Source organism: Streptomyces cinereospinus (assembly GCF_042430725.1).
Taxonomy (GTDB): domain Bacteria; phylum Actinomycetota; class Actinomycetes; order Streptomycetales; family Streptomycetaceae; genus Streptomyces; species Streptomyces cinereospinus.
This window is the reverse complement of record NZ_JBHMCY010000008.1, coordinates 25082-50307: the sequence shown is the minus strand read 5'-3', so window position 1 is coordinate 50307 and position 25226 is coordinate 25082. Positions and strand designations below refer to the sequence as shown.

Genomic DNA, 25226 nt, shown 5'->3' with positions numbered 1-25226 from the left:
AGCAATCGGCACGCCTGCACACGGGCCGGACGTGGACGTGCGCGCTGGATACAGTGCCCGCATGAACAGCAGGCCGACGCCCTTCGACGAACTGGACCGGAAGATCGTCACCGCGCTGATGGCGAACTCCCGGACGAGTTTCGCCGAGATCGGCGCGGCGGTCGGGCTGTCCGCGACGGCCGTCAAACGCCGGGTGGACCGGCTGCGGGAGACCGGCGTGATCACCGGGTTCACGGCGACGGTGGAGCCGTCGGCGCTGGGCTGGCGGACCGAGGCGTACGTCGAGGTGTACTGCGAGGGCGCGGCGCCGCCCCGGCGGCTGGCGGAGGTGGTGCGGGGCTGTCCGGAGATCGCGGCGGCGATGACGGTGACCGGCGGCGCGGACGCGCTGCTGCACGTGCGGGCGCGGGACGTGGAGCACTTCGAGGAGGTGCTGGAGCGGATCCGTACGGAGCCGTTCATCCGCAAGACGGTCAGCGTGATGGTGCTGTCCCACCTGATCCCGGAGAGCCCGGAGGCGGGTGCGAGCCAGCCCCCGCCGGAGCGCGCACCGGACGTGCGCCGAGGCGGGTGACAACGCAGCGATCCTGCGTCGACGCGCAGCTTTCGTTCCTTGTCGGTCTCCCGAGCCGTTCCTACCGTGGTGTCACCCCAGTCGACACCGCAGGAAGCGGAGGAACCCCTCTGTGCCCGAGAACCGTGTGCCGCGCCGGCGGCGCTACCTCGTCTGCGAACCCAGACACTTCGCCGTGCAGTACGCGATCAACCCCTGGATGCACCCCGGCGTCCGGGTCGACGTCGCCCTCGCCCAGGAACAGTGGCGGACACTGGTCCGCGCCTACGAGGACCACGGCCACACGGTCGACACCGTGCCGCCGGTACCGGGTCTGCCGGACATGGTCTTCGCCGCCAACTCGGCGGTCGTCGTCGACGGCCGCGTCTTCGGCTCCCTCTTCCACGCGCCCGAGCGGCGCCCCGAGTCCGCGTACTACGACACCTGGTTCAAGGCGGCGGGCTTCGACGTCTACCGCCCGGAGAACGTGTGCGAGGGCGAGGGCGACCTCGTCCCGGCGGGCCGGTTCGTGCTGGCCGGCACCGGCTTCCGGACCACCCGCGAGGCCCATCGCGAGGTGCAGGAGTTCCTGGGCGTGCCGGTGATCTCCCTGACGCTGGTGGACCCGTACCTGTACCACCTCGACACGGCGCTGTTCGTGCTGGACGAGGAGACCATCGCGTACTGCCCGGAGGCGTTCTCGCCCGGCAGCCGCGAGGTGCTCGCGCGGCTCTTCCCGGACGCGGTGCTCGGCACCCGCGAGGACGCGATGGCCTTCGGGCTGAACTCCGTCTCCGACGGACGCCACGTCTTCGTCGCGCCCCGCGCCGAGAACCTCGCCGCACAGCTCGCCGACCGCGGTTACGTGCCCGTCCCGGTGGACCTGTCGGAGTTCCACAAGGCCGGCGGGGGCATCAAGTGCTGCACCCAGGAGATCCGGGAGACCCGTTCATGACCGCACCCGCCCGCACCCGTGACTCCGCCGGGCTGATCCGCGCCGAGGAGCCGGTGCTCGCGCACAACTACCACCCGCTGCCCGTGGTCGTCGCCCGCGCCGAGGGCAGCTGGGTGGAGGACGTCGAGGGCCGCCGTTACCTGGACATGCTGGCCGGCTACTCGGCCCTCAACTTCGGCCACCGCCACCCCGCCCTGGTCGAGGCCGCCCACCGCCAGCTGGACCGCCTCACCCTGACCTCCCGCGCCTTCCACCACGACCGGCTCGCCGAGTTCGCCGAGCGGCTGGCCGCGCTGACCGGCCTGGACATGGTGCTGCCCATGAACACGGGCGCGGAGGCGGTGGAGAGCGGGGTGAAGGTGGCCCGCAAGTGGGCGTACGACGTCAAGGGCGTGCCCGCCGACCGGGCGACGATCGTGGTCGCGGCGGACAACTTCCACGGCCGGACCACCACGATCGTGAGCTTCTCGACGGACGAGACGGCACGGACCGGGTTCGGGCCGTTCACGCCGGGCTTCCGGATCGTGCCGTACAACGACCTCGCGGCGCTGGAGGCGGCGGTCGACGAGACGACGGCGGCGGTGCTGATCGAGCCGGTCCAGGGCGAGGCGGGCGTGATCGTCCCGGACGACGGCTATCTGGCGGGCGTGCGGGAGGTGACCCGGCGCGCGGGGTGCCTGTTCGTCGCGGACGAGATCCAGTCGGGCCTCGGCCGCACGGGCCGCACGCTCGCCGTGGACCACGAGGGCGTCGTCCCCGACGTGCTGCTGCTGGGCAAGGCGCTCGGCGGGGGCATCGTGCCGGTGTCGGCGGTCGTCGCCCGCCGCGAGGTGCTCGGGGTGCTGCGGCCGGGTGAGCACGGCTCGACGTTCGGCGGCAACCCGCTGGCCGCGGCGGTCGGCACGGCGGTGGTCGGGCTGCTGGAGACGGGTGAGTTCCAGCGCCGGGCCGCGGAGCTGGGCGTGGTGCTGCGCGAGGGCCTGGCGGGACTGGCCGGCAAGGGAGTCGTCGGCTTCCGGGCGCGGGGGCTGTGGGCGGGGGTCGACATCGACCCGGCGATCGGCACCGGGCGCGGGATCAGCGAACGCCTGATGCGCGAGGGCGTGCTGGTGAAGGACACGCACGGCTCCACCATCCGGCTGGCGCCCCCGCTGACCGTCACGGCCGAGGAGCTGCGCTCGGCGCTCCAGGTGCTGGGGACGGTGCTGGGGCGGGCCTGACGGGACGCCGTACGACCGGCCCCCGTCGGATCCGGTTGCCTGTACGCCGTCCACGACCCGGTGGGCGGCCGGTGCACGATGGCCGCCGCCGGGCATCCGCCACCGGCGGTGACCGGGCCGGAGGGCAAGGTCACGTTCGTGGAGCTGACGCAGGGAGCGGCGCTCGGCGCGGGCGGGCCGCCGTTCGAGTCGGTGGAGGTGACGCCGGCCGAGGGCGGCACGCCGGCGCTGTACACCGACGGGCGGCCGGCCGGCGACGAGGCGGCGTGGTCGGCCGACGTGGGCCGGGGCCGGCTGCGCGAGGCGCTGGAGCGGCCCGCGCCGTCCCTGGACCAGCGCTGCCGGGCCGCGGTCGACGCGCTGACGCCGGCGCGTCCGCACGACGACGTGGCCCTGCTGGCCCGGACCCGGCTGCTCCGCGCCGACCGGATGGCGGGCTGGGATCTGCCCGCCGGTCCGGCCGTGGTCGCGGACGCCCGCAAGACGGCCTGCCGGCAGCTGTCGGAGTGGGGGGCTGGACGAGCCGGCCTTCACCACCGAGCTGGTGGCCGGCGAGCTGGTCACCAACACCGTCCGGCACGCCACCGGCCCGATCCGGCTGCGGCTGCCGCGGGCCGGCACGCTGGTCTGCGAGGTGTTCGGCGGCGGCGCCACCGCGCCGCACCTGCGCCATCCGCGGACCACGGACGAGGGCGGGCGCGGGCTGCTGCTGGTCTCGCGGCTCAGCCATCGGTGGGGCTCGCGGTTCGTGCCCGACGGCGCGGTCGTCCGGGCGGAGCAGCCGCTGACCGGTCTGCCGGAGTGACGCGGGAGGTCCGGCACCGCAGGGCGTGGAAAACTGGTGGGACAGCGGTGGTGAGGCGGTCAGCCATGAAAGAAGCGGCGATCGACTACGCGGCGGTGTTCCAGGCCCTGCCCGGCATGGTCGCGCTGCTCACGCCCGAGCTGATGTTCGCGGACGTCAACAAGGAGTTCCTGCGCAGGTCCGGGCGCCGCCGGGAGGACATCGTCGGCCGCTACCTCTTCGACGTCTTCCCGGACAACCCGCACGACTCCGCCGCGACCGGCGTGCGCAACCTGGAGGCGTCGCTGCGCCGGGTGCTGGCCGGCGGCGAGCGGGACGCGATGGCGCTCCAGCGGTACGACGTGGAGTACCCCGGCCGGCCCGGGGAGTGGGAGGAGCGGTACTGGAGCCCGGTCAACGCGCCAGTCCTCGGAGCCGGCGGGCAGGTCGTGCTGCTGGTGCACCGGGTCGAGGAGGTCACCGCCCTGATGCGGTCCGGCGAGGGCTCCGGCGAGGGCCCGCTCCAGGTGCTGGAGGCCGACCTCTACACCCGGGCCCGCGAACTGCAGGAACTCAATGACCGGCTGCGCCTGGCGCACGCCCGGGAGCGCGAGGTGGCGCTGGCGCTGCAACGGGCGATGCTGCCCGCCCACCGGCAGGTGGGACACCACCGGGCGGCGGTGCGCTACCGGCCGGCGGTCGGCGCGCTGCACGTGTGCGGGGACTGGTACGACCTGGTCGACCTGGTGGGCGGCGACCGCATCGGCGTCTCGGTCGGCGACGTGGTCGGCCACGGCCTGGCCGCCGCGGGCGTCATGGGCCAGCTGCGCAGCGCGCTGACCGCGGCCTCCCGGATGGCGGAGGGACCGGCCCAGGCGCTCGACGTGCTGGGGCGGTACGCCCATGTGGTGGACGGCGCCGAGTCGGCCACGGCCGTCACGACGTTCATCGACTGCGACACGCGGACCATCAGCTACAGCAGCGCCGGTCACCCGCCGCCGGTACTGGTGCACCTGGACGGGCAGGTGGAGTTCCTCGACCGGGCCACCGATCCGCCGCTCGACGCCCGTCCCGACCCGCGGCCCCGGCCGCAGGCCGCGACCTCGTTCACCCCCGGCGCCACGCTCGCGCTCTACACCGACGGGCTGATCGAACGCCGGCACGAGGACATCGACAAGGGGCTGACCCGCCTCGCCGAATCCCTGGTCCGGCACCGGGAGGCGGATCCGGAGGCGCTCGCGGACGCCGTCCTGCTGGAGCTGCTGCCGCCCGACGGCGCCACCGACGACACCGCGCTGATCATCGTGCGTCTGTGACCGCCTGCGGGCCTGGCCGGTTGCCGAGCCCGGACCGCGGGTCGGGTGACGCGCCCAGGCCGCGCGCCGGGTGGCCGGGTGACGCGCCCGGATCGCGGGCCGAGTGACGGGCCCAGGCCGCGGGCCGAGTGGCCGGGTGGCGAGCCGGTCGCCGGGCCGGATGGCGGCCCGGCCCGGGACCGTTCACGGCTTGCGGGCCACCGCCCCGTACATGGCGATGTCCTCGTCCCGGATCCCCTGCTCGCCGGTGCCGTCCGGGCGCCACTTGTGCACCTGCACGATGCCGGGATCGACCAGGTCCAGGCCGTCGAAGAAGGCGTGGGCCTCGTCGATGGTGCGCAGCCGCATCGGCATGTTGCGGGCGGCGTACTCGCGGGCGACCCGGCCCACCTCCTCCGGCGCGAACTCGGCGGTGCCGATGGACATCGCCAGGTAGCTGCCCGGGACCAGCGGCTCCAGCAGGCGGCGCACGATGCCCACCGCGTCGTCCTCGTCCAGCATGAAGTGGACGATGGCGATCACGGTGAGCGCCACCGGCTGGGCGAGGTCGAGGGTCTCGCGCAGTTCGGGGGCGTCCAGGATGCTGCCCGGGTCGCGGAAGTCGGCCTCGAGGTAGGCGGTCCGGCCCGCGGGGGTGCTGGCCAGCAGGCCCTGCGAGAGGGTGAGCACGATGGGGTCGTTGTCCACGTAGACGACCCGTGACTCGGGGGCGACCGCCTGGGCGATCTCGTGCAGGTTCGGCGAGGTGGGGATGCCGGTGCCGACGTCCAGGAACTGGCGCATCCCCGCCTCCTCGGCGAGCCAGCGCACGGCGCGGTTCATCCAGTCGCGGTTGGCCCGCATGTGGATCGGCAGGGCGGGCCACTCCCGGGACATGGCGTCGCCCGCCTCCTTGTCCGCGGGGTAGTAGTCCTTGCCGCCCAGGATGTAGTCGTAGATCCGCGCGGAGTGCGCGTTCTTGGTGTCGATGCGGTCGGCCGGCCATCCGTTGTCAGGCAACGCCGTGTCTCCCATTCGGGTCGGGGGGGGTCTGGGGGGGGGAACGCTCAGCAGGACGGGGGAGTCGGAAGCAAGTCGGAGCAGCAAGGCGGAGCGGGAGGTCAGAGCAGGAAGTCGGCCTCTCCCGCCTCCACACCCGTCACAAAGGCGACACCTCCAGGAGCGTGAAGACCAGCGCCGGCCCCTTCGGGGTCGGTCGACTGGCGGACGGCGACCCGCCCGTCGTGGAGTTCCAGCACCTCCACGCAGGCGCCTCCGGCGTCGTCGCTCCACGGCCTGGACCGGCCGAGCACGCCCAGTTCGGGGGCCGGCATGCCGTCGCGTACGGGGTGGTGCACGTCAGAGCTCCTTGCGGATCGCGCCGAGGTGGGCCTCGGTCCTGCTGGCGGGCGCCGCCTGGGCGCCCAGCCGGTCCAGGGCCTCGCGGTACACCACGACGTCGTCGCTCTTGTCCAGGTAGACGGCGCCCACCAGGCCGCTGAGATGGACGATGTCGGGCAGTTCGCGCGCCCGGAACCGGAAGAGGTGGAACGCGCCCGCCCGCATCGCCGGGTGCGGCCCGTTCGCGAACCGCATGATCTGCAGCGTCACCTGCGGCAGCCGGTTCACCTCGATCAGGTGGTCGACCTGCGCGCGCATCACGTCGGCGCCGCCGACCGGCCAGCGCAGCACGGTCTCGTCCATCACGACCCACAGCCGCGGCGGCGTCTCGCGGCCCAGCAGCTCCTGGCGCCGCCTGCACAGCGCCAGCCGGCGCTCGGTGGCCTCGGCCGGGGCGTGCGGGTCGCCGGCGCTCAGCAGGGCCCGGGCGTAGCTCTCGGTCTGGAGCAGCCCGTGCACGAACTGGTTCTCGTAGACGCGGATCTGCGACGCCGCCTGCTCCAGGCTGAGGTAGGCGGCGAACCAGTCCGGCAGCACGTCGCGGTAGGTGTGCCACCAGCCGCGCTTGTTGGCCTGCCGGACCGACTTCAGGAACGTGTCGATCTCCTGCTGGTCCGTCACGCCGTAGACGCTCAGCAGCTTCTCGGCGTCCGGGAGCCGGAGCCGGGCCACCTTGGCGGCCTCCATCCGGCGGATCGTGGAGTGGCTGACGCCGATGGCGGCGCCCGCCTGCTCGTACGTGAGTCCGGCCCGGGTCCGCAGTTCCTCCAGCTGCCTGCCGAGGATCATGCGCAGCACCGAAGGGGCGCCGCCCCAGTCGGTTTCCGCGGTCACGTCCTACCCCCTCACGCCGTCGGCTCCGGGTCCACCGTCTCACGCGGTCACTTTCAGGGTGCCATCTGGTCAATCTCCGGCGGGAGCAGCGTGCACGTGGCCAATTGCAATTTTCAACTTGCAGCTTGCGAGGGGTTGTCGCCGGGTGCCACAGTGGGCTCACTGTCCTCAGCTCGTCGAACAGCGGGACGGCCCCGTCCAGTTGGGGGAGACGGGTCCGCGACGTGCCGTTCCCGGGCGCCGGTTGCCGTCCATGACCCCGTCGCGCACAGCCGGCCGACCGGACAGCCGTACGGCGACGAGGCACACGGCAGACGAAAGGCGCACGGCGATGGCTCCGCCCTCCCTCCCCCATCCGCTGGACCGACTGCCCGGCGGCGGAGTCACCGGCAGCGCTCTCGCCGGCCGCGTGCCCGCCCAGCGGCAGGCCCCGCGCCTGCCCGGCGCCGACCCCGGCGGCCGGCCGTCCGGCCCGGAGCACCCGCTGCGGGCGCCGTCCAAGGGGTCGCCCTCCCCCCAGCCACCCGGAGGCGAGTCCACCGGTCGGCTCCGCGGGCCGCAAGGCCCCGGCCGGCTCGCCTCCGGGGACCAGCCCGCCCACCGCACCCACATGTTCGTCCTGCCCGCCGTCCCGGAGTCGGCGGGCGCGGCCCGCCGTGCCGTGCGCGAGACGCTGACCGCGTGGCACACCGGTGCCGGTGATGTCGACAACGCCGTCCTCGTCGCCTCGGAACTGGTCACCAACGCGATCACCCACTCGGGCAGCGAGCGGATCGTGTGCCGGCTGCACACCACCGCGGCCCGGCTCCGCATCGAGGTCGAGGACCAGAACCTCCGGCCCGCTCTCCCCGCGCCCCGGGAGGCCGGCCCCGACGACCAGAACGGCCGCGGGCTGCTCCTGGTCGCGGCGGTCTGCGCCGGCTGGGGAGTCCGGCCCGCCCCGCACCACGCGGGCCGCGTCGTCTGGGCGGACGTGACGACGACCCGGCCCCGCCCCGTCCCGACCAGCCCCGCCGCACCCCCCGCCCGGCCCATCCCCCACTCGGCCGAAGGACCCGTACCACATGCCACGACCGCACAGCCGTGACCCGCACCCGCCCCCTTCCACGGCGGCCCCCCACCCCGCGCCCGTCCGGCGCGACCACCCCCGCCTCCCCGTCCCCCCGCGACTCGCCACCGGCCTCGGATACGACGCCGTGGGCACCCCCCGGGAACACGGCGAGAGCATGCTGGACTGCCTGCCCCGCGTCGGCTGCGTCTTCGCCGACGACCGGTACTGGTGGTGGATCGTCCCGTCCGGATCGCACATCGGGATCAGCTGGCCGCCGAGCACCCCGTACGCGGTCGGCGCCCGGACGCGCGACCCCTCCTGGACCGTCACGCGGCCGAAACCGGGCACGCAGCACCCGCGCCTGATCCACTCCCCCGTGGACGGCTCGCCGTACACCCCTCCGCTGCCGTTGTACTTCCTCACCTGCCGGCTCACCGGCAGCAGTCCGCGCTGGTCGGTCGGCGCCACCGAATGAAGAGCCACCGGTACGGCGCACTCCCCCCGCGCCGTACCGGTTTCCCCCCCTTCCGCCCGCGCCTACACTGACACCTCACGACGTGTGCTGGCTGACCTGCGAGAACACCGCGGTGCGCCGAACCGATGGAGTGAGGAGCCACCCGTTGTTCTACTACCTGCTCAAATACGTCCTTCTCGGGCCGCTGCTCAGACTGGTCTTCCGGCCCCGCATCGAGGGCCTGGAGCACGTGCCGGCATCGGGCGCGGCGATCGTCGCGGGCAACCACCTGTCGTTCTCCGACCACTTCCTGATGCCGGCGATCCTCAGGCGCCGGATCACCTTCCTGGCCAAGGCCGAGTACTTCACCGGGCCCGGCGTCAAGGGGCGGCTGACGGCGGCGTTCTTCCGCAGCGCCGGGCAGATCCCGGTCGACCGCTCCGGCCGGGACGCGGGCCGGGCCGCGATCCGCGAGGGCCTCGGGGTGCTGGCCAAGGGCGAGTTGCTCGGCGTCTACCCGGAGGGCACCCGCTCGCACGACGGCCGCCTGTACAAGGGGAAGGTCGGTGTCGCGGTGATGGCCCTCACGGCCGGGGTCCCGGTCGTCCCGTGCGCGATGATCGGCACCTTCGAGGCCCAGCCGCCGGGGAAGGTCGTCCCCCGGATCCGCCCGGTGGCCATCCGCTTCGGCGAGCCCCTGGACTTCTCCCGCCACGCCGGGATGGAGAACGAGAAGGCCGTCCTGCGGGCCGTCACCGACGAGATCATGTACGCCGTCCTGGCGCTCTCCGAGCAGGAGTACGTCGACGAGTACGCGGCCGTCGTCAAGGCGCGGGCCGAGGCGGCGGACCGGCGCGAGCGCGGGTTCCGGCGGACGCCGCTCAGCTGACCTCCCGGACCTCCCCGGTCTCTGCTCTGGGCCAACTTCCTCGCCACGCCCGGATCTTACGGCTTACGGTCGCCGCATGAGACGTGCTGTGGTGATCGGAGCGACAGGCCAGATCGGGCGGCCCGCGGTGGCCGCGCTCGCGCGGGACGGCTGGGAGGTGACGGCCGCCTCCCGGGGCGGCGGGCGGGACGCGGCCTGGCCCGCGCAGGTGCGGACGGCGCGGCTGGACCGGGACGACGACGCCGCGCTGGCCGCGCTGGTCGGCGACGGCTGCGACCTGGTGGTCGACATCGTCGCCTTCGGCGCCGGCCACGCCCGGCAGCTGACCGGCCTGGCGGGACGGATCGGCTCGGCGGTGGTGGTCTCCAGCGTGTCGGTCTACGCGGACGGCCGGGGCCGCGGCTTCGACACCCAGGCCGAGCCGGACGGCTTCCCCGAGTACCCGGTGCCCCTCCCCGAGACCCAGCGCACCGTGGCCCCGGGCGAGGCCTCGTACAGCACCCGCAAGGCGGCGCTGGAGCGCGAACTGCTGGCGGCCGGCGAGCGGTTGCCGACCACACTGCTGCGCGCCGGGGCGGTGCACGGCCCGCACTGCCGCACACCCCGCGAGCTGTACTTCGTCAAGCGCAACCTCGACGGCCGCGCCCGGCGCGTCCTCGCCCACGGCGGCCGCAGCCGCTTCCACCCGGTGAGCGTGCACACCCTCGCCGAACTGATCCGCCTCGCCGCGGCCCGCCCCGGGTCGCGGGTGCTCAACGCCTGCGACGACGAGGCGCCGACGGTGCTGGAGATCGCCACCGCGATCGACGCGGTGATGGGGGCCGAGACGGAGACGGTCCTGGTCGACGGTCCCCCGCCTGACCCGGCGGTGGGCGACAGCCCGTGGTCGGTGCCCCTGCCGGTGGTCTGCGACATGTCGGCGGCGGCACGGGAGCTGGGCTACCGCCCGGTGGTGCGGTACGCCGAGACGCTCCCGGAGACGGTCGAGTGGATCGCACGGCACCTGGCCGGGCGCGACTGGCGGGAGGCGTACCCGAAGATGTTCCGGAACTACGGCGACCTCTTCGACTACGCGGCGGAGGACGCCTGGCTCGGTGCGGGGCGGCCGGCCCGGTCCGCCGGCCGCCCCTGACACCGTGTGACCGCCGGTCACGGCTCGGGCGTGGCCTGCGGGGCGCAGGTCACGTCCGCGCCGGTCACGGCTCGGGCGGGGCGTGCGGGGCGCAGGCCACGTCCGCGGCGTCCAGCTCTCCGGTCAGCAGGTAGGCGTCGACGCGGTCGTTGACGCACGGGTTGACCAGGTTGGTGACTCCGTGCGAACCGGCGTCCTTCTCGGTGATCGGGCGGGAGCCTGCCGCGACCGGCACCCCGGCCGAACCGAGCGCCGTCGTCCGCCTCTTCGGTCTGATGTCCCGCAAGTGGGGCCTGCCGTCCACCGATTCGATGAGTACGGATGATCCTGTCGGCTGTGCGGCCGCTGGGAACTGGGGCGGCAGGCCTTCTGTGCCCATACGATCACCGGAGCGGCACGTTCGCTGGCCGGATCGTCATCCGACCGCGGCCCACGCCCGGTCCAGCAGCCGCCGCAGGCGCAGGGCGTCCGGCGCCACGGCGGTCACCAGCGCGGCGGGCCCGGCGAGCGGCAGGACCGCGGCCCCGTCCCCCACCGTCCGGGCCGCCACCGGACGCTCCGCGAACTCCGGTCGCACGAGCACCAGTTGACCGACCGCCCGGTGGCCGCCGAGCCCGGCGGGGCCGTCCCAGCCGCCCGGCGCGCCCGGACCGCAGGACAGCTCCTGGTCGAGGACGGTCCGCCCGGCGATCCGTACGGACAGCCGGCTGGTGAGCCGTCCGGGCTCCTCGCCCGCCCGGCCGAGCACCTGCTCCTCGCGCAGCACCAGACGGGCGGCCGGGCCGAGGTCGGCCCGGGTGCGGACGTGCAGGTCGCTGTCGCGTGCGGAGATCAGCTGTTCGGGCAGCCAGTGCAGGACGGCACCGTCGGCGACGCCGAGGCGGACGTCGTAGCGGGCCCCGCCCTTGGCCTGGCCCGGCAGCGCGAGGGTGGCGGCGGCCGACCCGACGCGCAGCCGGGCGCCCTCCTCGACCGCGGCCTCCAGGGTGAGGTGGTCGCCGCCGAGGGGGCCGCTCATCGCGCCGACCACCATCACCCGGGCCTCGTCCGCGCTGCCCCGCGTCCGGCGCAGCGCCAGCGGGCCCTCTCCCGCCAGGACGGGCAGCGCCGTGCCGCCGCGTCCGTCGGGGCGGGCGAGGATCCGGGCGGTGGCGCGCACGCCGGTGGTGGTCGCGCTCATGCCGTCCACGCGGCGAGCCGCCCCCGCACCCAGTCGGCCACGTCCCGCACGCCGGTCTCCTCGCGCAGCGACTGCAGGACGACCGGCAGTTCGGCCCGCTGGGCCTTGGCGTCGGCGGCCATCCGGGCCAGGTCGGAGCCGACGTACGGGGCGAGGTCGGTCTTGTTGACGACGAGCAGGTCGGCGGTGGTGACGCCGGGGCCGCCCTTGCGCGGGACGTCGTCCCCGCCGGCCACGTCGATGACGAAGACCTGGGCGTCGACGAGGCCCTTGGAGAAGGTGGCGGTGAGGTTGTCCCCGCCGGACTCGACCAGGATCAGGTCCAGCGGCCCGACCTCGTCCTCCAGGTCCTCGACCGCTTCGAGGTTGGCGGAGATGTCGTCCCGGATCGCGGTGTGCGGGCAGGCCCCCGTCTCCACGGCGGTGATCCGCTCCGGCGGCAGCACGGCCTCGCGCAGCAGGAACTCGGCGTCCTCGCGCGTGTAGATGTCGTTGGTGACGACCGCGAGGGAGAACTCCTCGCGCAGGGCCCGGCACAGCGCGGCGACGGTGGCGGTCTTGCCGGATCCCACGGGACCGCCGAGCCCGATCCGCAGGGCCCGCCGCCGGCCGTCGGGGCGGTGCGCGTCGGCACTGGGGACGGGGGAGGTGCGGTGGGAGTGGTCGAGATGCACGGCAACGGCTCCTTGGGTAGGCCTTGCGGCTTGCGGCCGTCCGGAGGGGACGGGCGGGGCGGCGGGGGCGAGGGGCGTCACGAGGCGAACAGCCGCACCCCCCACCCGGCGTGCGCCTCGGCGCCGATCTCCAGCAGCGGGGCCGACGCCGCGGGCAGCGCGTCGACGCCCTCACGGGCGACCGCCCGCGCCGCCTCCGCCGCCCGGTCCGCGATCCGGTCCACCTCCGGCGCCAGCCGGGCCAGCACCCCGGTCGCGTCGAACGGGTCCAGGCTCAGCAGCCGCACCGTCGCGCTCGCCGGCCCGCTCACGCTCTCGTACGCCGCGCAGTGGGCGGCGTCGACGGCGCCCAGCCCGGCGGCCCGCGCCGCGAGCCCCAGCACCACCGGCTGGTGGGCGCCCTTGGGGAAGGCCCGCGCCACGGCGTCCAGTTCACCGCACGGCCAGGTGGCCCGGGCGGCCCGCATCAGCTGCCGCCCCAGTCTGCGGGCCGCGGTCCGCAGCGCCGGGGACGGTGTCCGGGCGTCCGCCGCCGCGTCCAGCTCCCCGGGGTCGACGCCGAGGGCGGCCGCCGCGGCGAGGGCCGCGGCGACCAGGCCCGTCGTGTGCAGCCTGCCCCGGCAGAAGCCGAGCAGGGTCGCCGCATCCGTGACGCGGCCCGCGCGCACCGCGGCCTCGGCCCCGCCGGAATGCGCGTGCCCGCCGGCGGGGAAGCGGCCGTCGGCCAGTACGAGAAGTGCCGCTCGTGACATCACGGCACCTCAGAAGAGGAAGTAGCGCTGCGCCATGGGCAGTTCGGCGGCCGGCGTGGCCTCGACCAGTTCCCCGTCGATGTGCACGGCGAAGCTGTCGGGGTCGATGCGCACTTCGGGGCGGGCGTCGTTCTCGCGCATGTCCGCCTTGGTCACCCCGCGCGTCGAGTCGATGGCGGCGAACCGCTTGCCGAGCCCGAGCCGCTCCGGCAGCCCGTCCTCGACGGCGAGCGGCGCCACGAAGTTGACCGAGTTGGCGGCCGGCGCCCGCCCGATCGCCCCGTACATCGGCCGGGGCAGGATCGGCTGCGGCGTCGGGATCGAGGCGTTGGCGTCGCCCATCTGCGCGTACGCGATCTGGCCGCCCTTGAGGACGAGCTGCGGCCGGACACCGAAGAAGGCGGGCTCCCAGAGCACCAGGTCGGCGAGCTTGCCGGTCTCGACGGAGCCGACCTCGCGCGCCAGTCCCTGCGCCAGCGCGGGGTTGATCGTGTACTTGGCGACATAGCGGCGTACCCGGCGGTTGTCGGCCCGCCCGTCGCCGGGCAGGGCGCCGCGCCGCCGCTTCATCACGTGGGCGGTCTGCCAGGTCCGCATGATCACTTCGCCGACCCGGCCCATGGCCTGCGAGTCGGACGAGATGATCGAGATGGCGCCCAGGTCGTGCAGGATGTCCTCCGCCCCGATGGTGGAGGGCCGGATCCGCGACTCGGCGAAGGCCAGGTCCTCCGGCACCGCCGGGTTCAGGTGGTGGCACACCATCAGCATGTCGAGGTGCTCCTCGGCGGTGTTGACGGTGAACGGCCGCGTCGGGTTCGTCGAACTCGGCAGCACGTGCGGCTCGGAGACGACGCTCATGATGTCCGGGGCGTGTCCGCCGCCCGCGCCCTCCGTGTGGTAGGCGTGGATGCCCCGGCCGCCGATCGCGGCCAGTGTGTCGCCGACGAACCCGGCCTCGTTCAGCGTGTCGGTGTGGATGGCGACCTGGATGCCGGTCCGTCCGGCGACGGTCAGCGCGGCGTCGATGACGGCCGGGGTGGAGCCCCAGTCCTCGTGCAGCTTCAGCCCGAGGGCGCCGCCGCGGATCTGCGACAGCATCGCCTCGTGCGAGACGGTGTTGCCCTTGCCGAGGAACCCGACGTTGAGCGGGTACTGCTCCATCGCCTCCAGCATCCGGGCCAGGTGCCAGGGGCCGGGCGTGACGGTGGTGGCCTTGGAACCCTCGGCCGGGCCGGTGCCGCCGCCGACGAGGGTGGTGATGCCCGAGGACAGCGCCTCGTCGGCGATCTGCGGGCAGATGAAGTGGACGTGCGCGTCGATGGCCCCGGCGGTCAGGATCCGCCCGTTGCCCGCGATGACCTCGGTCTCCGGGCCGATGACCAGGTCCGGGTGGACGCCGTCCATGGTGTCCGGGTTGCCCGCCTTGCCGATCCCGGTGATCCGGCCGTCGCGGACGCCGACGTCGGCCTTGACGATCCCCCAGTGGTCGACGATCACCGCACCGGTGATCACGGTGTCCGGGGTGCCCTCCGCGCGCGTGGCACGCGCCTGTCCCATGGACTCGCGGATGACCTTGCCGCCGCCGAACACCGCCTCGTCACCGGCGAGTCCGGGCCCGCCGCTGCGGTCCTCCTCGATCTCGATCAGCAGATCGGTGTCGGCGAGCCGGACGCGGTCCCCGGTCGTCGGGCCGAACAGGTCGGCGTACGCCGCGCGCGAGATCTCAGGCATCGAGGGCACCTCCGGTCTCGCCGCGCAGGCCGGGCACCACGCGGGCGCCGGCGATCGGGACGAGTTCGACGTCGACGGGGATGCCGGGCTCGAAGCGCACGGCCGTGCCGGCGGCGACGTTGAGCCGCTTGCCGCGCGCGGCGGCGCGGTCGAACTCCAGGCCGGGGTTGGCCTCGGCGAAGTGGTAGTGGGACCCGACCTGCACGGGCCGGTCGGCGGCGTTGAGCACGGTGAGACGGGTGACCTCGCGGCCCTGGTTGCAGGCAATCGGGCCGTCGGCGAAGAGGATCTCTCCGGGGATCATCGCGGCCCTCACACGATCGGGTCGTGGACGGTGACGAGCTTGGTGCCGTCCGGGAAGGTCGCCTCGGCCTGGACGTCGTGGATCATCTCCGGGACGCCCTCCATGACGTCGTCCCGGGTGAGCACCTTCCGTCCGGACGCCATGAGTTCGGCGACGGTACGACCGTCCCGCGCCCCTTCCAGGATGTGCGAGGTGATGAGGGCGACGGCTTCGGGGTGGTTCAGTCTCAGCCCGCGGGCCCGGCGCTTCTCGGCCACGTCGGCCGCCACGTGGATCAGCAGCCTCTCCTGTTCGTGCGGGGTCAGTTGCACGTCCCACCTCACCTCGTCGCTGCGGGCCGTGCGGGGCCCGGTCCTGCCGCGGCCACCGGGCGAACTCGCTGGTGGCGTGGAGGGGCAGGCTAATTGGCACGAGTTTCACGCAAGTTAACCAAGCTGTGATCCGGTCACCCGGGCCGCCCGACGCTCATCAGGGCCCGCAGTCCGGTCCGCAGCAGGTCCTCGGACCCGGTGCCGAACAGGGCCATCTGCGTCGCCATGCCCTGCACCACCGCGATCATCACGCGGGCCATGGCGTCGGCGTCGGCGTCCTCGGGCATCACCCCCGCCTCCTTGTACCGCTCGACCACCAGCACCCAGGAGGCGCGGACATCCTCGTAGGCCGGCCGCAGCAGGCCCGCGAGGTGAGGGCTGCGCAGGGTCTCGGTCCACACCTGGAGCATCAGCCGCGGGAACATCCACTCGCCGTCCACGGCGCCCGGCCGCACCGTGCGCATACGGCCCAGGACCCACGGGATCAGCTCGTCCGGCATCGGCGGCGGAGACTCGGCGGCGGCCGCCTCGTACATCTCGCGCACGGTCTGGAGCACCTCGCCGACGATCGCGGCGATCAGCTCCTCCTTGCCGCTGAAGTAACGGTAGACGGCGCCCGCGGAGAGGTCCACCTCGCGCAGTACGTCCTGCATGGACGTGGCGTGGAACCCGTTGCGGGCGAAGCAGACGGCGGCGCCGTCGAGGATCTGCCGACGACGGGCGTCGAGGTGTTCCTGGGATACGCGAGCCATGCCGCGAATGTAGAACGAACATTCCTTCTTGACAACGGCGCCCCCTGGGCGCACGGTGGAGCCGTCACCTAAAACGAACGATCCTTCTTTTTACGATCACTCGGCGACCCGCCGACTTGCCGACCCGCCGATTCGTCGACTCGCCGACTCGCCGACTCGCCGACTCGCCGGCTGCTCTCCGGTCGGCCGGCTCGCCAGGGACACTCAGGGGGCCCCATGTCCACACCGTCCGGCACGTATGCCACCCGCCCCGACCCGCGCCGCCTCGCGGCGGTCGTCGTCCTCGTCCCGCTGCTCGCCGCGCTGGCGCTGTGGGCCTTCGCCTGGCCCGCCGCCCGCACCGCGCCGCGCGACCTGCCGCTCGGCGTCGCGGGCCCGGCCGCCGCCACGGCGCAGGCCGAGCAGCAGCTGGCCCGGCACCGGGGCGCGTTCGAGGTGCACCGCTACGCCGACGGGGCGGCCGCCCGCGAGGCCGTGCGGGACCGCGCGGTGTACGGCGCGATCGTCGTCACCGACCGGGGCCCCGAGCTGCTGACCGCGTCGGCCGCGAGCCCCCTGGTGGCGCAGTTGTTGCAGCAGGCGGTGTCCGCCGGGGGCGCCGCCCCGCGCACGGTGGACGTCGTGCCCGCGCCCACGAGCGATCCGCGGGGCGCCGCGCTCACCGCGAGCGTGCTGCCGCTGGCGCTGGCCGGCATCGCGGCGGGCGCGGCCGTGCCCCTGCTCGGGCTGCGCGGGGCGCGGGCGGTGACCAGTCTGGTGGGCGCCTCGGCGCTGGTCGGTGTCACCGCGGCCGCGATCACGCACAGCTGGCTGGCGGTCCTCACCGGCGACTGGTGGGCGGAAGCCGCCGTCCTCGGACTGTCCACGCTGGCGGTGAGCAGCGCGGTCGCCGGCCTGGGCGCGCTCCTCGGCCGGGCCGGGGTCGGGCTCGCCGCGGCCGTGCTGATGCTGCTCGGCAACCCCTTCTCGGGGGCCGGGTCGGCGCCGGAGATGCTGCCCGAGCCGGCCGGGGCGATCGGCCAGTGGCTGCCGCCGGGCGCGGGGACGACGCTGCTGCGGTCGGTGTCGTACTTCGACGGCGCGGCGGCGCTGGAACCGGCGCTGACGCTGACGTGGTGGGCCGCGGTGGGGCTGGGGGCGGTGCTGCTGGGCAGCGCGCTGAAGTCCCGCGCGGGGCAGCGGAAGCCCGGCGCCGGCCGGGAGCCCGCGCCGGCGGGCTGACCGCCGTCCGCGCGAGGGCCGGCCGCCGTCCCCACGGGGACGGGAACCGCGATCCGGGCGCGAGCGCACCCGCCCGAAGGCTCGGCCGGCCGGCCGTCACCCGGCCCTGACGGGCCTGTTCGGACGTATCGACCCGGCGTACGACGGGACCACGTAGCGTGGGCCGAGCGCCACCCGGCCGCTGGTGCACGAGCGGGCGGACCGCCCGACGCGCTCGCGCCGACGCACCAGCGGGCCGGGACCGCACGCCGCACCCGGACCTCGCGCGGGCGCTGCGCGTGCCGGACGGTGAGCGCCGCACGGCGCGTGCCACCGCCGCACCGCGCTCCGACAGTTGCGGCACGGCCCGCTCCTCCGCCGTCCGCCCCGGCCGCGGGCCGGCGCGACGGAACGCCCGGGGCGCAGCCGAAACGGACCAAAAGGGCTACCGCCGTCCGAAGGATCCTCACCTCCTTTTCCGGGGCCCTTGCGGTTGCGCAACGCGAGCTGCTTCGAGGCGGAATGAGGCCTTCCAGTGCTGGTCCGGGGTGGCGTGGCACTCTTGACACCCCTTCGAACGTCCGGCTGTCCACCCGAACGGGCGAGTGGTGAGTAACACCACAAATCCCCGGTTGCGTTGGGATTTTAGGACTTCGGTGAGTCAAGATCCCTGACTGACGACAAGCCCCCGCCACCGCGGCGGGGCGGTCCGGGCGGACGCCGAGTCCTGCCGCCGCCTGGATGACCGGTCGACAGGAGTGGATCGGCAGGAGTGGAGGACCCAGGCACGACGGGTCGCCGGAGCACGACGTCCGAGCGTCCCTTGGGGTGAAGCCGCGGCAACGCGGCCGGGCAACTTCGCCAGCCCGAATCCGACAGGTCATCCTTCACAGGCGGCTGACGAAGGGTTGCGCATGACCGCGCTCAATCGTGTCCCGTCGCTCATGGCCCGGGCCGGTACGGCCTCGGCCCTCACCCTCGCCGCAGTGGGCGGCTCCGTGGTGGCTCCGGGCCTCGTCCCGGAGGCCGCGGCCGCCACGCCGGCGACGAAGGCGCTCCAGGTCGCCGCCTCGAAGAAGGGCTCCCCGTACAAGTGGGGCGGCACCGGGCCCCGCCGGTTCGACTGCTCCGGGCTGACGCTGTACTCGTACAAGAAGGCGGGCAAGAAGCTGCCCCGTACCGCCGCCCAGCAGTACAACAAGACCCGCCACATCTCCGCCGGGAGCCGCAAGGCCGGCGACCTCGTGTTCTTCCACTCGGGGTCGAACGTGTACCACGTGGGGATCTACGCCGGGAAGGGGAGGATCTGGCACGCCCCGAAGACCGGGGACGTCGTGCGGCTGCAGAAGATCTGGACGAAGAGCGTCTGGTACGGCCGGGTCAAGTAACCCTCGGAGGGCGGTGGCGGCCCTCACGAAGGGCCGCCACCGCCCCGCCGGTCGCCGCGCCCGGCTGTCCCGCCGGGGATGGCCGGCGCGCACCGGCAGGCCCGCGCAGCCGGCGACCCCGTCCGCGCCGGCCGACGCACTCGGCACCGACACCCGCGCCGGGCCCACACACTCGGCGCTCGCGGCCGCGCCGGGCCACACACCCGGAGCGCTCGCGCCCACGTCGGGCCGCGCACCCGGCCGGCGGCGCCCAGCGGTTGTGGCGCCCCGAGTCCGCCGTTCGGGCGGGACGGCTGCCGGAGCCCCCCGCACGGGCAGCCGGGCGTCCATCGGCCCCCGCGCCACGGCCCCAGCCGTGGACGGCTTCCGCGCTCCGCTCGGCGCCCACGACGACCGTGCCCGGCAGCCTCGGCCGACCCCGGGGGCCGCTGAGGCGGCGCGACGCGCCCAGGGGTCGTTCCCCGCGCCCCCGCCCCGGCCGTGCGGGCCCTCCCGCCCCTCTCGGGGACGCGCGGGGCCCGTACCGTCCGTCGGTGGCCTTCAAGACCTCACCGCCCGGCCCGGAGCCCCGCCCCCGCTCCCCCGCAGCCGGATCCCTGCCCTGTGCGCCGGACAGGGCCTCCCGGTGGCCCGCCGCTCAGACCGGCCGCGCCGGGACCGTCCACGGCAGTTCGATGGAGACCGTCTTGCCGCCCTCCCGGGTCGGGCGCACCCTCAGACGGCCGCCGCACTCGGCGGTCAGCCAGCGGATGATGACCAGGCCGCGGCCGTTGTCCTGCTGGACGGCGGCCGGCAGGCGTTTGGGGAACCGCGGGTGACTGTCGGTCACGCCGATGCGCAGCTGCTCGTCGCGGTCGAGCCGCAGGGCGACCGTGAAGGTGGGTGACTGTCCGAAGGTGTGCTGGACGGCGTTGGTCGCGAGTTCGGAGACGATCAGCCGGATCGTGTCGGCCGCCTCCGTCTCCGGGGGCAGGCCCCACTCGGCCAGGGTGCTGACCACGTAGGTGCGGGCTGTGGAGACCGAGGCGGGATCGCTCGGCAGAGTGACGGATGCTTCCAGATGGTCTGCCATGGCGACGTCGTCCCTTTCCCACGGGACCGCAGTCCGACACGGAGCGGATGGTTCGAGTACGGTCCCGGACTGGTGCTTCATCGCCAGCCTGCCACTCATGGACGGGTAGCGGTGGCGATCCACCGAGATATGCATATATCTGTCGCTCGATGCGGTGAACTCTGCGACGGCAGAGCGTATTCGGGCGGCTCGGAAGGAGTAAGGAGTAATCCATGCAGCACGGTCCCGCGGTACGCCGCCGGAAACTGGGCGCCGAATTGCGCACACTGCGGGGCCGTGCGGGCCTCACCAGTGGCGAGGCGGCCCGGCTGGTGGGCTGGCACCAGTCGAAGGTGAGCCGGATCGAGACCGGCGCCAGCGGCGTGAAGCCGGCCGACGTGCGTTCACTGCTGGACGCCTACGGCGTGGACGACGCCCAACTCCGGGATCTCCTGCTGGCGCTGGCGGGCTCCTGCGGCGGCCACGGCCGGGACCACTGGTGGCACGCCTACAAGGGGGTGCTGCCGCCCACCTACCGGGATTTCATCAGCCTGGAGTCGCAGGCCGGCGCCATGCGGACCCTGGAGACCTCGGTGGTCCCCGGCCTGTTGCAGACCCCCGAATACGCCCGCGCCGTGACCCGCGCCGCGGTCGAGGGCCTGACCGAGGACCGCCTGGACGCGCTGGTGGAGGTGCGCCTGGCCCGGCAGGTCGTGCTGCGCTCGCACCCTCCGCTGGTGCTGAGCGCGGTGCTCGACGAGGCGGTGCTGCGCCGCGAGGTGGGCGGCCCGGAGGTGATGGCGCGGCAGCTGGAGCGGCTCATGGAGGCGGCCCGGCTGCCCCAGGTCCGGCTTCAGGTACTGCCCTTCGCGGCGGGAGCGCACATCGGCGTCACCGGGCCTTTTGTTATCTTCTCATTTTCGAGAACTTCTGATCTGGATGTTGTTGTTCTCGACCACTTGACGAGTAGCCTCTACCTCGAAAGGAAAGAAGACGTAGAGGCCTACACGGAGGCCTTCAACGCCCTTCAGTTCCACGCCCTTTCACCCGAGGATTCGTTGGACTACATCGCCGCGATAGGTGACGGCGCGTAAGGAGGCACCATGACCGAACCGCCTCGGAGCGTACCTTCCAGCACCCGACTGCCCGGTGTGCGCTGGCTGCGCAGCAGCTACAGCACCGGCGCCAACAACTGCGTCGAGACCGCCCGGCCGACCCTGGGTCCGTGCGCCGGACTGCTCGCCGTACGCGACTCCAAGGACCCGGCCGGACCCGCGCTGCTCTTCTCCCCCGAGAGCTGGGCGGGCTTCACGGCCCGTCTGTGACGGGTCCTGCCGATTTCCCTGTCGGACCCACTGTCCGACCGACCGTTCCACCGACCGTTCCACCAACCGTTCGACCTATCGATCGGCCTGCGCCGATCGGTCCGGATCCGCACGGTCCGGACTACTGGTGATCGGTTCCGTAGGGCGCGACGCACGGCCGTGGTTCGCCGACTCATGGTCGCGTGTCGCCGATGACACGTACAGCGCGTTCGATCTGGTCCCCGGAGAGGTCCGCGCGGGCCGTCAGCCGCAGCCGGGAGATTCCGTCGGGCACGGAGGGAGGTCGGAAGCAGCCCACGGCGAGCCCCTCGGCGCGGCAGTCGGCCGCCCAGCGCACGGCGCTCTCCGGGGACGGCGCGCGCACGGAGACCACCGCGGCGTCCGGCCGTACCGCCGCCAGGCCCGCGGCCGTCAGCCGGGTGTGCAGCTCACCCGCCACCGCGCGCGCCCGGGCCGCACGCTCCGGCTCCCCGCGCAGCAGCCGCAGGGCCGCCAGTGCCGCGCCCGCGGCGGCCGGAGCCAGACCGGTGTCGAAGATGAACGTCCGGGCCGCGTTGACCAGTTGGCCGATCACCCGCGCCGGGCCGAGCACGGCGCCGCCCTGGCTGCCGAGCGACTTGGACAGGGTGACCGTGACGACCACGTCGTCCGCGCCCGCGAGCCCCGCCGCGTACGGGGCGCCCCGGCCGCCGTCGCCGAGCACGCCCAGGCCGTGGGCGTCGTCCACGACGAGCCCCGCACCCCGCTCCCGGCAGACCCCGGCCAGGGCGGCGAGGGGGGCCGCGTCGCCGTCGACCGAGAAGACCGTGTCGGACACGGCGACCGCCGGCCCGTCGTGCGTCCGCAGCGCCTTGCGCACCGCCTCCGGGTCGGCGTGCGCGACGACCTGCGTGGCGCCGCGGGCCAGCCGGCAGCCGTCGATCAGCGAGGCGTGGTTGCCCGCGTCGGAGACGATCAGCGAGCCGTGCGGCGCCAGCGCGGTGACCGCGGCCAGGTTGGCGGCGTAACCGGAGGAGAAGACGAGCGCCGCCTCGAAGCCGCAGAACGCGGCCAGCTCGCGTTCGAGTTCCGTGTGCAGTTCGGTGGTGCCGGTGACCAGGCGGGAGCCGGTCGCGCCGCCGCCCCAGGTCCGCGCGGCCCGCGCGGCCGCCTCGGTGACGTCGGGATGCCGGGCCAGGCCCAGGTAGTCGTTGCTCGCCAGATCGAGCAGCGGCGACTCAGCCGGGCGGGGGCGCAGGGTCCTCACGAGTCCGGCGCTGCGGCGCGACTCCGCCTGCTCGTCGATCCAGCCGAACGCCATGGGCTCCGCCCTCCGGGTGCGTTTTGTAGGCAGTGCACAGACCCTAGCGGTCCCCAACGCGGCTCAGTGTGTGGCAATACCCACACGTCCAAGGGGCAGAGTTGTACGAAGTCTCCTCTTGGCCGGAGGCGGTGCGTTAGGACAGGATCGGCTTCCATGGACCTGCTGAACACGCTGGTGGACAAGGGGCTTCGGCGCGAGACGCCGACCCGCGAGGAAGCACTGGCCGTCCTCGCCACTTCCGACGACGACGTGCTCGATGTGGTGGCCGCGGCCGGGAAGGTGCGCCGCCACTGGTTCGGCCGACGGGTGAAACTCAACTACCTCGTCAATCTCAAGTCGGGCCTGTGTCCCGAGGACTGCTCGTACTGCTCGCAGCGCCTCGGCTCCCAGGCCGGCATTCTCAAGTACACCTGGCTGAAGCCCGACGAGGCCTCCGAGGCCGCGGCCGCGGGACTCGCGGGCGGTGCGAAGCGGGTCTGCCTGGTGGCCAGCGGGCGCGGCCCGACCGACCGGGACGTCGACCGGGTCTCCGAGACGATCAGGACGATCAAGGAGCAGAACGAGGGCGTCGAGGTGTGCGCCTGCCTCGGTCTGCTCTCCGACGGTCAGGCGGAGCGGCTGCGCGAGGCCGGCGCGGACGCCTACAACCACAACCTCAACACGTCCGAGGGGACGTACGCGGACATCACGACCACCCACACGTACGCCGACCGCGTCGACACCGTGAACAAGGCGCACGCGGCCGGGCTGTCGGCCTGCTCCGGGCTGATCGCGGGCATGGGCGAGTCGGACGAGGACCTGGTCGACGTCGTGTTCGCGCTGCGCGAGCTGGACCCGGACTCGGTGCCGGTCAACTTCCTGATCCCGTTCGAGGGCACGCCGCTCGCCAAGGAGTGGCACCTCACCCCGCAGCGCTGTCTGCGGATCCTGGCGATGGTGCGGTTCGTGTGCCCGGACGTCGAGGTGCGCATCGCGGGCGGCCGCGAGGTCCACCTGCGCTCGCTGCAGCCCCTCGCGCTGCACCTGGCCAACTCGATCTTCCTCGGCGACTACCTCACCAGTGAGGGCCAGGCGGGGAAGGCCGACCTGGAGATGATCGCCGACGCCGGGTTCGAGGTGGAGGGCACCGGCCAGGTGACGCTGCCGGAGCACCGGACGGGCGGCGGGTGCGGGGCGCACGAGGGCGCGGGCGGCGCCGGGTGCGGATCCCACGGGAGCGCCGGCGCCGGGTGCGGGTCGCCCGCGGAGGGCGGCGCCGGGTGCGGGGCACACGCGGAGGGCGGGGTGTGCGGGTCGCACACGGAGGGCGGAGTGCCTGGGTCCGTTTCCGTCCCGCCGGCCTCCGAGCCGCGTACGGACCTGGTCGCCGTACGCCGCCGGGGCGCCGGGACGGACGTGGCACCCAATGCCTGAGCTGTCCCTGCCCGAACTGCTGGACCTCGACCGGCGGCACGTCTGGCACCCGTACGGCCCCATGCCCGGCCGGCGGGAACCGCTCGTCGTGGCGTCGGCGAGCGGGGTCCGGCTGCGGCTCGCGGACGGCTCGGGCGAGCTGGTCGACGGCATGTCGTCGTGGTGGTCGGCGATCCACGGCTACAACCACCCGGTGCTGAACCGGGCCGCGCAGGAGCAGCTGTCACGGATGAGCCATGTGATGTTCGGGGGGCTCACCCACGAGCCCGCCGTACGGCTGGCGAAGCTCCTTGTCGACATCTCGCCCGAGGGTCTGGAACACGTGTTCCTCGCCGACTCCGGGTCGGTGTCGGTCGAGGTCGCGATCAAGATGTGCCTGCAGTACTGGCGCTCGCTCGGGCGGCCGGAGAAGCGGCGCCTGTTCACCTGGCGGGGCGGCTACCACGGCGACACCTGGCAGCCGATGTCGGTGTGCGACCCCGAGGGCGGCATGCACGGGCTGTGGGCCGGGGTGCTGCCGCGGCAGGTGTTCGCGCCCCCGCCGCCGGAGGCGTACGAGGAGTCGTACGCCGCGCTGCTGCGCGAGCTGATCGGGCAGCACGCCGGTGAGCTGGCCGCCGTCGTCGTGGAGCCGGTGGTGCAGGGCGCGGGCGGGATGCGGTTTCACTCCCCCGCCTACCTGCGGGTGCTGCGCGAAGCGTGCGACGCGCACGACGTGCTGCTGGTGTTCGACGAGATCGCGACCGGGTTCGGACGCACGGGCGCGCTGTTCGCGGCGGAGCGCGCCGCCGTGACGCCCGACGTGATGTGCGTGGGCAAGGCGCTGACCGGCGGCTACCTGACGCTGGCGGCGACGCTGTGCACCGCGCGGGTGGCCGACGGCATCTCCCGGGGAGAGGTGCCGGTGCTCGCGCACGGGCCGACGTTCATGGGCAATCCGCTGGCGGCGGCCGTGGCCTGCGCCTCGGTCGAGCTGCTGCTCGGCCAGGACTGGCGCACGGAGGTCAAGCGGGTCGAGACGGGCCTCCAGGAGGGGCTGGCGGCGGCCGCGGACCTCCCGGGGGTGCGGGAGGTCCGGGTCCTGGGTGCCATCGGTGTCGTCCAGCTCGACCGCGAGGTGGACCTGGCGGCGGCGACCCGGGCCGCCGTGCGCGAGGGCGTGTGGCTGCGGCCGTTCCGCGACCTCGTCTACACCATGCCGCCGTACGTCACGGACGACGCGGACCTGGCACGGATCGGCCGCGCGGTGTGCGCGGCCGCGCGGGAGGGATGAC

26 protein-coding genes, 2 pseudogenes and 1 riboswitch are annotated in these 25226 nt (G+C 74.1%); of the genes and pseudogenes, 15 read left to right on the top strand and 13 right to left on the bottom strand.

Annotated elements, in window-relative coordinates:
- Positions 1-61: 61 nt before the first annotated feature.
- The 5 genes and pseudogenes from ACFF45_RS06210 to ACFF45_RS06190 all read left to right on the top strand — a co-directional run bounded on the left by ACFF45_RS06210 (position 62) and on the right by ACFF45_RS06190 (position 4828).
- Positions 62-574, top strand: coding sequence for an Lrp/AsnC family transcriptional regulator (locus ACFF45_RS06210; RefSeq protein ID WP_381342974.1), 513 nt, complete (start codon positions 62-64; stop codon positions 572-574).
- 112 nt (positions 575-686) lie between these two features.
- The gene (ddaH, locus tag ACFF45_RS06205; protein WP_381342971.1) at positions 687-1508 is read left to right on the top strand and encodes a dimethylargininase; all 822 of its coding nucleotides are present in this window, start codon (positions 687-689) and stop codon (positions 1506-1508) included.
- Positions 1505-2728 carry an ornithine--oxo-acid transaminase gene (gene rocD / locus ACFF45_RS06200; protein WP_381342968.1) on the top strand — a complete coding sequence of 408 codons (1224 nt, stop codon included), beginning with the start codon at positions 1505-1507 and terminating at the stop codon, positions 2726-2728. Before ddaH ends, rocD begins: the two co-directional genes overlap by 4 nt.
- 24 nt (positions 2729-2752) lie before the next feature.
- Positions 2753-3533: pseudogene (locus ACFF45_RS06195) on the top strand (SpoIIE family protein phosphatase); the annotation flags it as partial.
- Between the two features lie 65 nt (positions 3534-3598).
- Positions 3599-4828: a PP2C family protein-serine/threonine phosphatase gene (locus ACFF45_RS06190; RefSeq protein WP_381342965.1), complete on the top strand. Its 1230-nt coding sequence runs from the start codon at positions 3599-3601 to the stop codon at positions 4826-4828.
- Between the two features lie 183 nt (positions 4829-5011).
- Here the strand turns inward: ACFF45_RS06190 and ACFF45_RS06185 are convergent, their stop codons facing one another.
- The 3 genes from ACFF45_RS06185 to ACFF45_RS06175 form a co-directional block, all read right to left on the bottom strand.
- Positions 5012-5827 (bottom strand): SAM-dependent methyltransferase, encoded by an 816-nt coding sequence (locus ACFF45_RS06185; protein ID WP_381342962.1) that lies wholly within the window; start codon positions 5825-5827, stop codon positions 5012-5014.
- 101 nt (positions 5828-5928) lie between these two features.
- Complete coding sequence (locus ACFF45_RS06180; protein ID WP_381342959.1) at positions 5929-6165, bottom strand: DUF397 domain-containing protein; 237 nt, start codon at positions 6163-6165, stop codon at positions 5929-5931.
- Position 6166: 1 nt separating this feature from the next.
- The gene (locus tag ACFF45_RS06175) at positions 6167-7042 is read right to left on the bottom strand and encodes a Sco1979 family transcriptional regulator (RefSeq protein ID WP_381342956.1); all 876 of its coding nucleotides are present in this window, start codon (positions 7040-7042) and stop codon (positions 6167-6169) included.
- A gap of 331 nt (positions 7043-7373) precedes the next feature.
- Here ACFF45_RS06175 and ACFF45_RS06170 point away from each other — a divergent pair, with 331 nt between their 5' ends.
- The 4 genes from ACFF45_RS06170 to ACFF45_RS06155 all read left to right on the top strand — a co-directional run bounded on the left by ACFF45_RS06170 (position 7374) and on the right by ACFF45_RS06155 (position 10568).
- The gene (locus ACFF45_RS06170; protein ID WP_381342953.1) at positions 7374-8129 is read left to right on the top strand and encodes an ATP-binding protein; all 756 of its coding nucleotides are present in this window, start codon (positions 7374-7376) and stop codon (positions 8127-8129) included.
- Positions 8107-8568, top strand: coding sequence for a hypothetical protein (locus ACFF45_RS06165; RefSeq protein WP_381342950.1), 462 nt, complete (start codon positions 8107-8109; stop codon positions 8566-8568). Before ACFF45_RS06170 ends, ACFF45_RS06165 begins: the two co-directional genes overlap by 23 nt.
- Positions 8569-8713: 145 nt before the next feature.
- Positions 8714-9436 (top strand): lysophospholipid acyltransferase family protein, encoded by a 723-nt coding sequence (locus ACFF45_RS06160; RefSeq protein WP_381342947.1) that lies wholly within the window; start codon positions 8714-8716, stop codon positions 9434-9436.
- 76 nt (positions 9437-9512) lie between these two features.
- The gene (locus ACFF45_RS06155; protein WP_381342944.1) at positions 9513-10568 is read left to right on the top strand and encodes an NAD-dependent epimerase/dehydratase family protein; all 1056 of its coding nucleotides are present in this window, start codon (positions 9513-9515) and stop codon (positions 10566-10568) included.
- Between the two features lie 64 nt (positions 10569-10632).
- On the opposite strand, the pseudogene ACFF45_RS06150 reads toward ACFF45_RS06155, so the two are convergent.
- From ACFF45_RS06150 to ACFF45_RS06115, 8 genes and pseudogenes are all read right to left on the bottom strand, one after another.
- A pseudogene (locus ACFF45_RS06150) lies at positions 10633-10788 on the bottom strand (alpha/beta hydrolase); the annotation flags it as partial.
- Between the two features lie 195 nt (positions 10789-10983).
- Positions 10984-11748, bottom strand: coding sequence for an urease accessory protein UreD (locus tag ACFF45_RS06145; RefSeq protein ID WP_381342942.1), 765 nt, complete (start codon positions 11746-11748; stop codon positions 10984-10986).
- Positions 11745-12422 (bottom strand): urease accessory protein UreG, encoded by a 678-nt coding sequence (gene ureG, locus ACFF45_RS06140; RefSeq protein ID WP_381342940.1) that lies wholly within the window; start codon positions 12420-12422, stop codon positions 11745-11747. Before ureG ends, ACFF45_RS06145 begins: the two co-directional genes overlap by 4 nt.
- A gap of 77 nt (positions 12423-12499) precedes the next feature.
- The gene (locus tag ACFF45_RS06135; protein WP_381342937.1) at positions 12500-13174 is read right to left on the bottom strand and encodes an urease accessory protein UreF; all 675 of its coding nucleotides are present in this window, start codon (positions 13172-13174) and stop codon (positions 12500-12502) included.
- A 9-nt stretch (positions 13175-13183) separates the two neighbouring features.
- Positions 13184-14905 carry an urease subunit alpha gene (locus ACFF45_RS06130; RefSeq protein WP_381342934.1) on the bottom strand — a complete coding sequence of 574 codons (1722 nt, stop codon included), beginning with the start codon at positions 14903-14905 and terminating at the stop codon, positions 13184-13186.
- The gene (locus ACFF45_RS06125; protein WP_381342931.1) at positions 14898-15209 is read right to left on the bottom strand and encodes an urease subunit beta; all 312 of its coding nucleotides are present in this window, start codon (positions 15207-15209) and stop codon (positions 14898-14900) included. Before ACFF45_RS06125 ends, ACFF45_RS06130 begins: the two co-directional genes overlap by 8 nt.
- A gap of 8 nt (positions 15210-15217) precedes the next feature.
- Positions 15218-15520: an urease subunit gamma gene (locus ACFF45_RS06120; RefSeq protein WP_381342929.1), complete on the bottom strand. Its 303-nt coding sequence runs from the start codon at positions 15518-15520 to the stop codon at positions 15218-15220.
- Between the two features lie 134 nt (positions 15521-15654).
- On the bottom strand, positions 15655-16272 hold the full coding sequence (locus ACFF45_RS06115) for a TetR/AcrR family transcriptional regulator (RefSeq protein WP_381342926.1): 618 nt from the start codon (positions 16270-16272) through the stop codon (positions 15655-15657).
- 216 nt (positions 16273-16488) lie between these two features.
- Between ACFF45_RS06115 and ACFF45_RS06110 the strand changes: the two genes are divergently transcribed.
- The gene (locus ACFF45_RS06110; RefSeq protein ID WP_381342923.1) at positions 16489-17493 is read left to right on the top strand and encodes an ABC transporter permease; all 1005 of its coding nucleotides are present in this window, start codon (positions 16489-16491) and stop codon (positions 17491-17493) included.
- 703 nt (positions 17494-18196) lie between these two features.
- A riboswitch (cyclic di-AMP (ydaO/yuaA leader) is annotated at positions 18197-18383 on the top strand.
- Between the two features lie 3 nt (positions 18384-18386).
- Positions 18387-18860, top strand: a complete 474-nt coding sequence (locus ACFF45_RS06105) for a C40 family peptidase (protein WP_381342920.1) — start codon at positions 18387-18389, stop codon at positions 18858-18860.
- Between the two features lie 637 nt (positions 18861-19497).
- On the opposite strand, the gene ACFF45_RS06100 is transcribed toward ACFF45_RS06105, so the two are convergent.
- Positions 19498-19932 (bottom strand): ATP-binding protein, encoded by a 435-nt coding sequence (locus ACFF45_RS06100; protein WP_381342917.1) that lies wholly within the window; start codon positions 19930-19932, stop codon positions 19498-19500.
- A gap of 212 nt (positions 19933-20144) precedes the next feature.
- Here ACFF45_RS06100 and ACFF45_RS06095 point away from each other — a divergent pair, with 212 nt between their 5' ends.
- Complete coding sequence (locus tag ACFF45_RS06095) at positions 20145-21005, top strand: helix-turn-helix domain-containing protein (protein ID WP_381342915.1); 861 nt, start codon at positions 20145-20147, stop codon at positions 21003-21005.
- A 9-nt stretch (positions 21006-21014) separates the two neighbouring features.
- On the top strand, positions 21015-21236 hold the full coding sequence (locus ACFF45_RS06090) for a DUF397 domain-containing protein (RefSeq protein ID WP_381342913.1): 222 nt from the start codon (positions 21015-21017) through the stop codon (positions 21234-21236).
- Positions 21237-21408: 172 nt separating this feature from the next.
- Here ACFF45_RS06090 and ACFF45_RS06085 read toward each other — a convergent pair whose 3' ends face one another.
- Positions 21409-22536, bottom strand: a complete 1128-nt coding sequence (locus ACFF45_RS06085) for an 8-amino-7-oxononanoate synthase (protein ID WP_381342910.1) — start codon at positions 22534-22536, stop codon at positions 21409-21411.
- 156 nt (positions 22537-22692) lie between these two features.
- On the opposite strand from ACFF45_RS06085, the gene bioB reads away from it, so the two are divergent.
- Positions 22693-23952 (top strand): biotin synthase BioB, encoded by a 1260-nt coding sequence (bioB, locus tag ACFF45_RS06080; protein ID WP_381342907.1) that lies wholly within the window; start codon positions 22693-22695, stop codon positions 23950-23952.
- On the top strand, positions 23945-25225 hold the full coding sequence (locus tag ACFF45_RS06075) for an adenosylmethionine--8-amino-7-oxononanoate transaminase (RefSeq protein ID WP_381342905.1): 1281 nt from the start codon (positions 23945-23947) through the stop codon (positions 25223-25225). The genes bioB and ACFF45_RS06075 overlap by 8 nt, the downstream gene beginning before the upstream one ends.
- The last annotated feature ends 1 nt before the right edge of the window (position 25226 follow it).